The sequence below is a fragment of the Cupriavidus basilensis genome (assembly GCF_029335485.1).
Taxonomy (GTDB): Bacteria; Pseudomonadota; Gammaproteobacteria; order Burkholderiales; family Burkholderiaceae; genus Cupriavidus; species Cupriavidus basilensis_E.
The window spans coordinates 1-6,103 of record NZ_JARJLM010000247.1 but is presented as its reverse complement, the minus strand read 5'-3'; the positions used below and the strand labels follow the sequence as shown (position 1 = coordinate 6,103).

The 6,103-nt window shown below is 64.4% G+C and carries 5 protein-coding genes; 1 reads left to right on the top strand and 4 read right to left on the bottom strand.

The window, feature by feature from the left end; all coding sequences use genetic code 11:
- Nucleotides 1-297, top strand: a 297-nt coding sequence (locus tag P3W85_RS14175) for a hypothetical protein (RefSeq protein WP_276265248.1), incomplete at its 5' end; no start/stop codon positions are given.
- A gap of 173 nt (nucleotides 298-470) precedes the next feature.
- On the opposite strand, the gene yiaA is transcribed toward P3W85_RS14175, so the two are convergent.
- The 4 genes from yiaA to tssM all read right to left on the bottom strand — a co-directional run.
- Nucleotides 471-914 (bottom strand): inner membrane protein YiaA, encoded by a 444-nt coding sequence (gene yiaA / locus P3W85_RS14170; protein WP_276265247.1) that lies wholly within the window; start codon nucleotides 912-914, stop codon nucleotides 471-473.
- Between the two features lie 82 nt (nucleotides 915-996).
- Nucleotides 997-2,535, bottom strand: a complete 1,539-nt coding sequence (locus P3W85_RS14165; RefSeq protein ID WP_276265246.1) for a hypothetical protein — start codon at nucleotides 2,533-2,535, stop codon at nucleotides 997-999.
- A 118-nt stretch (nucleotides 2,536-2,653) separates the two neighbouring features.
- Nucleotides 2,654-2,917: a PAAR domain-containing protein gene (locus tag P3W85_RS14160; RefSeq protein ID WP_276265245.1), complete on the bottom strand. Its 264-nt coding sequence runs from the start codon at nucleotides 2,915-2,917 to the stop codon at nucleotides 2,654-2,656.
- A gap of 44 nt (nucleotides 2,918-2,961) precedes the next feature.
- Nucleotides 2,962-6,103 (bottom strand): type VI secretion system membrane subunit TssM (tssM, locus tag P3W85_RS14155; protein WP_276265244.1); only part of this gene is annotated, 3,142 nt, incomplete at its 5' end.

Sequence of the window (6,103 nt, the reverse complement as noted above, 5' to 3'; positions counted from 1 at the left end):
GACCGCGGCGCGTTGCTGGCCAGCAAGGGCAAGCTGAAACGCGAGGCGGAACAACTGGATGAGGCCATCAAGAAGCTCGACAAGGAGATGCAAGAGGCGACCCGCTTAGGCCCGAGCGGCCCGTTTGGCGGTGGCGGCGGCTCGCATCCGACAGCGGATCAAGCCAACCGACGAAACGGCTTCTACGCACGACGGCAGGAAGTCGAAGCCGAGCTGACGGCGATTCACGACTTCCTGAGCGAGATTAGCCCGGCGAGCTGGTGGGAAAAGGCGTTGGATGCGGTGATGCCCGGTTGATCGTTCGAAGGGGGATGCCGTCATCGCGACGGCGATCATGAACGGGAGCAGGTTTACTTCTTGATGTGCTGGCCGATCTGGAAGTGAGCCTGCCCGCTTTCCTGTCTCAATGGCGATCACCGATTCTGGGAGAAAAGTTCGCCCGGCACTGCGGGCGCCCGCCTCGCGCGCCGTCACTCGTCAACAAACGACGCGGCATCCGTTTCGGAAAAGCGCGGCTTCGCGCTCTGCAGATCGCGTGTGTTCTTCTGCACGGCGATGGCGCCGAACAGCGCGAGCATGAACGACATCGCGTAGAAGCCTTTCTCGCTCAATTGCAGCGTCGCGTTGAAGAGACCGATGGTCAGCAGCGCAATCGCGAGCAGCAGCGCGATCCAGCTCAGCCCGTAGTAGATGCCAGTGACGGGGATGCCTTCCAGGCGGTCGCGCACACTTTTCTGCAGTGAGATCGCCGCATACAGGCCAAACGCCAACACGGTGAAGTAGTAGCCTTTTTCGTTGAGCTGCATCTCGGCGTTCCAAAGCCCGATCAGGAACGCAACAAACCCCGCGAGCAGGGCAGCCCACGACGCGGCCACGAAGGCGAATGACGGCTGCTGGATATTGGTCTGGTTCATAGTTCTTCCCTCTCTTCATTTTTGATCGGAATCGCTCTCGCTGCAATTGGAAGCTAACCTGACTCCGCTCTTGCGCATCCCTCTAGGTCGCGTTGGTGCAATGTTCCGACCGCCCGTCGGCGTAGAGCCACCTTAACTGTCCGTCCTTATGCATCGCGCTCACCGGCTCGCCTCGGCGCCAGCAGGCAGTCATTTCGTAAGGAATCAGGTGATCGGCTTCATCGCTGCTAAATGACGCGAACGAACCCATCCACCAGTAACAGGGCGGATGTATCACCTTGCCGTTGGCGTCGATAACACCCGCTTGGTAGTTACCATCCTCGCCTTGCTCTACGACGAACCAGCCATATCCGCTTCCCCAGCACAAGGCGTACGTCCAAATGTAGTCGCCGCGTACAACCTCCACCTGCTTGTCGATATCGAAAATGGCGACGGCGGCATTCTCCTCGTCCGACAGAACCGCACGGACATAGCGCGCGACTGTCGCCACCGGCACCGGGCCCTCTCCAGCAAACCAGTCGAAGGCAGCGATGTCGGTATATCCATCGCTCGGGGTCAGGAGATGGCCATCGCCATCGATAACCATGGCGCTTCCAGCATCGTTCTTGACCACAAATCGCTCGATCGATTGCGCGCGCAACGCCTTCATCACCTTGTCGTTGCCGAATGCCGTCACCTCTGCGTAGATGGGTTCGACGAGCATACGGCCGCGACAATCGATTAACCCTTGACGCCCCTTTCGCTCCGCGATGAAGGCATGGCATTCCGGGTACCATGCAAGCTCGCGCCACTCGACCGGCACCACCCACTCGTCGCCATGCGTCTTCAAGCCCCAGCGCCGCCGCAGTTGAACCAGTGCCAAGCCCATCAACCCGATATCGGCGAGATCCACCACATTGTCGAACGCTGGAGCGATCATCCAGCGTTCTTGCGCGTCAACCAGACCGCAACGGCCATCTTCCCGGCGCCACTCGCGCGGGCCCGGCCCGGCATCATCACCGCCGAGGCGAGTGTCGGTGTTCTCCTGCAACGCTTCCTGGATGGCGTCGTGCGACAAGCCGTCAAAGCCGAATATCCGCATCCATTCGGCCCCGGTTGCCGAATCCGTCAAGCCCAGCGCCATGCGCACACCTCTGACATCACTGGCCGCCATACGACGATCTATCGCAGCCCACACAGCGTGACAAATCCATCGTTCGTGCTCAATGTAGCGTGCCGGATCTTCCGGGTCTTCTTCCGAATCGTCATCCCCTTCGAGCCAGTAAAGCTCATCCAAATCGGCTGAGAACACCGGGGTGGCGCCCCCCATCGTCTCGATCTCGTGATCAAGCCAATTCACAAGAAGGTCGAGCGCTCGCGGCAGATCCGCAGCGTCCCCCGGCAATGGATGCGCTTGGAGAAACTGCACAAGCGCACCCAGCCGGAACCTCGCGACTCGCGCATGACCAAGCAAACCTGGCGTTTTAGCATCGCCGAACACGCGTTGATAGGCGAACGCTTCGCCCGCTTGACTGTCAGACAAAATAACTCGCCAAAGACTCGGAATCACATCGCTTGTTTCGGCAACTTGAATCGCCCTGCCGGTATCGTCCAATAGATAGAGCCACGCTCGATTGCTCACGTCTTCCCCCTTGTTTCACTCGCCGCGGTTGTCCGCGTCCGAGGTAGCACGCCAAAGATGGCGTGCATCCGCTTTTGTGCCGACGCGCGCCGCCCGCGCGTTTGACGGCGTGCCCCCATCACGCGTGGACGCTGCCCTTGGACCCGCTGGCGATCAAGCGCGCGCCGCAGGCGGTTTTCATGCCGTCCAGCGCCACCGCGACGCCGCCAACCCGGTAGGTGCTGCTGCCTTCGGCGATCGGGAACACCCCTTTGCACTTGGGACACGACACCATGTGTCCGACGCCCGCCATCGGCTGGCCGTTGAGGTTGGTCTGCGCAAAGCCCTCTAGCACCTCGCCGCCATGGTCGGTGCGGTCGCCTTTTCGGATGATGTCTTGCATGGAGCTCTCCTTGCTGGTTGGAACGAGACGGACGGGTGCCCGCCTCACTGCTGCGCGGTCTTCGCCTGCGGCGCCGCGGCGACGCGGGTGGCAGTCTGCCGGGCGCTGTCCGCCAGCAGCGTGCGCGGCAGCGTGAAGCCCCGGAACAACTGCCGGGTGAACGGGTTGTCGGTCTTGTCGGCGGTGACGCGGTAGCGCATGCCGCCATCGCTGGCGGTGAAGCTGATATCCACCGCGTTTGCGGTGGCGCCGTTGAGCCGGGCCTGGCTAAGCAGGCGGAACATGGACCAGGGGCCGCGATAGATCAGGCCGCTGCTGTTGCCGCTGCTGTTGACCAGGGTGATGCGGCTTTCGCCGTTGCTGCCCCCGCTGAGGGTGTTGGGCCAGATCAGCCGTGCCGCATGGGTAGCGCCGTGGCTGTAGGTGATGAGCTGGCCATCCACGTTGAGCACGCTGCTGCGCCGCGTGGCGGTCAGGCCCAGCGGCTCCACCATGAACTCCAGCCCGAAGTTGCCGCGGCTGTCGAAGAAAGCGTCGCGAATGCGGTCGGCGGCTTCCAACTGCGTGAGCACGTCGGTGCGCACGAGGTAGCCGCCGCGGCGCTCGGAGTGCAGGGCTTCGAGGTTGTCTTCGAGGAACAGCTTGAGATACGCCGACTTGAACTGCTGCAGCTTGCCCTGCGGGCCGAAGAAGGCGGCGAAGTCATCCAGCGATACCTCTTCGCGGCTCGACGGCGAGAACGGGTAGCGCCCTGCCAGCCGCTCGTTGTAGAAGCGGAACACATCGGCATCCCAGCGCCGCTCGAGTTCGCCCAGCGCCTCGATCACCAGCACCTGCGACGACTCGTCGGCCAGTTTCCTGACCTGCTGGTTCAGCGGCTGTGGCAGGCCGGCCGCAATGCGCTGCAGGTTGCCGATCGGATCCGGTCCCTTCAGCGAGAAGCGCTCCAGCACCGCGGCGAGCGCGGCCTTGCCGCGATTGGGGCTGTCGTGCACGCCTTTCACCTGGTCTTGCACGCTGCCGATGGCAAGCATGGTTTCGTCAAGGTACGGCGGCTTGTTGCCCCGTGCCTCCAGCAGGTCGTTGAGGCCGGCGAACGCCCGCACGATGCTGCCCACCTGGGGCGTCACCGCATCGGGTGCCTTGCTCGCCGCCGCGCCCGACGCCTCACCGTCTGCGCCGGGCCGAGGCTTGCCGGCGTCAACGGCACGGTCGAGTTCGGTGTTGTCTCGCACGGTTTCCACCAGCCGGCGCAGCGGCGCGGCCGGACTGGTTACGCTGCCGAGGATGTCGACGGCCTGGGTGATGTCGTCGAAGTCGCGCACTTCCAAGTGGTTGAGGTTGCGCTGCCAGGTGTCGATGTAGTCGCGGTTGTAGAGCTCGCGAATCTGCACGCCCAGCGCATCCCGGTCCGCCTTGGAATAGTCGAGGGTTCGCCGCTCCCCCAAAGCCCACTGATCGATGACGGCGAGGTCTACCACGTCCTTGCTGTGCGGCTCGAAGTAGCCGCGGTAGCCCTTGGCAGTGAGCAGCGCGTCGATGCGCCCGTTCGGCGCGGGCGCGGCCGCGGCGCTGGCGGGCTGGGCGGCGGTGGTGACTGGCTTGTAGACGATATCGAAGGCCGGCCCGATCTCGTTGCGCAGGTCCAATGGCGTGCGCAGGGACTCGCCCGCCTGCCGGCGAAGGGCGATGTACACGCGCTGCGGCAAGGGGATCTGGCGCAGCGTGCGCTGGATCTCCCCGACCCGAGCCTGGTACTGCGGGAGATCGGCATCGGCGTACTTCATGGCGTAGTCCAGATGCTGCCGCAACGTGGACTGCACCGTGTTCTCGGCGGGGAATGTGGCCTGCCAGCGTTGCGCCATCCAGTCCTCGACGATGGGCGGGCGCCGGTTGGTGCGGTCTTCGATCATGCGATAGACCCGCAGCGCGGCGAGCTGGCGGTCGCTGTCGGCCCCGGCACCCTCCATCTCCTGCATGACGCCGCCGGCCAGTTCGGGCAGAAACCGCGTGGAGAGCAGCTTGAGGTAGGCCTCGTCGACCTTGGGCCCGATCTTGCGCCCTTGGTACAGCCCCATGTCGGCGACCACGGGCCATGCGTCGCGGTAGTCGCCGTACACGGCCACCGCACTGCGGATTTGGTCCATCGGCGCAAGCAGGTTGCGACCGGTGGGGTCGGCGCGCTGGTCGATCGCGCTGGCGCTGAAGGCACGGCTGCGCTCGAGCACGGTGAGGGCCTTGTCGCGATTGACACCGTAGTAGTGGTACCACCCGCCCGCGATCAGCACACCACCCAGCGAGGCCACGCCCAGGCTCACGGCCAGCGCGCGTTTCTTGTCGGCCAGCACCTTGAGGTTGTCGCTGGCCAAGCCTGCCTCGGGGTAGATAACGCGCTGGAACAGCTGCTGGGCGAAGTACACCGCGGAGCGTCCGCTGGGCTGCGCCGACGACACCGGCGGCTCGATGTGATAGCTGGCCGAGGCGTTGTTGACGAACGCGTTGGTGAGCAAGCCCTGCTGGTATACCGATGAGAAGTACAGGCCGCGCGGCAAGGCCGGCGTGACGTAGCGGTCGCTGCCGAGGACATCGACCAGGAAGCCCAGCAGCACCTGGCGCATGCCTGCAAGCTGCCGCACCAGCGAGAACAGGCCTTCGCGTTCCCGCAGCGGGGCCGTGCTCAGTGCATCGATGATGCGCTCGTTGAGCTTGGCAATGAGTTCGTCGTAGCGTTGCGCCAGTTCCGTCAGCCAGGCGTCGTAGTTCTGTACGGAGTCCAGCGTGAAGGTGAAGCCGAAGATGTCTTCGCGCACCGACTTGGGCAGGCACGCGAAGAAGGCTTCGAAGCCGTCGAGCAGGTCAAACTTGCTCAGGACGACGTACAGGGGCGGCCGCGTGCCTAACTGACGGCTGAGTTCGGCCAGCCGCGCACGCAGCAGAATCGCCAGCGCCTTGCGATCGCTCGCTGGTTGCTCCAACAGCGTCACCAGGTCGAGGACCAGCACGACACCGTTGAGCGGTCGCCGGCTGCGATTGTGGCCAAGCCAGCCGATCAGGTGCGTCCACAAGCGCGCGTGCAATCCCTCTGGCAAGGGCGGCTTCGCCGTGGCCGCTCCGTTCGCTGGCCCCGCCTCCACCGGCGCGGTGGCGGCGGACTCGGCCTGCGCCTGAGCACCGGCCTCGCCATCG